Source organism: Mesorhizobium sp. M7A.F.Ca.MR.148.00.0.0 (genome assembly GCF_003997735.1).
Classification (GTDB): Bacteria; Pseudomonadota; Alphaproteobacteria; order Rhizobiales; family Rhizobiaceae; genus Mesorhizobium.
The window spans coordinates 1-380 of record NZ_RZTB01000438.1 but is presented as its reverse complement, the minus strand read 5'-3'; the positions used below and the strand labels follow the sequence as shown (position 1 = coordinate 380).

1 protein-coding gene is annotated in these 380 nt (G+C 62.6%); it reads right to left on the bottom strand.

Going from position 1 to position 380, the window contains the following annotated elements:
- Positions 1-380, bottom strand: a 380-nt coding sequence (locus EOB49_RS34855; protein ID WP_164781979.1) for a TonB-dependent receptor plug domain-containing protein, incomplete at both ends; no start/stop codon positions are given.

The window sequence follows — 380 nt, the reverse complement described above, 5'->3', positions numbered from 1 at the left end:
CGACATAGCGCGTGCGTTCGAAGTCCGGCCGCTTGCTGACATAGTTGACCAGGCCACCGGGATTACTGCCGCCGTAGAGTACGGAGGCCGGTCCCTTCAGCACCTCAATGCGCTCAAGCCCGAAACTGTCTACGTAGAAGCCGCCGAAGCCGTAGCTGAACAGCTGCAGCCCATCCATGTAGGTGCCGGTGGCCGTCGCCTGGAAACCACGGATGTACAGCCAGTTGGTGTCGCTGTCGGGGCCGAAGGGCTGCGCGAAGACGCCGGCCGTATAGCGCAAGGCCTCATCAGCCTTCTGCGCGCCCTGGTCGTCGATTTCTTGACGGCCGACAACCGACACGGATTGCGGGATGTCCTTGATGTCGGTCGCCGTCTTGGAG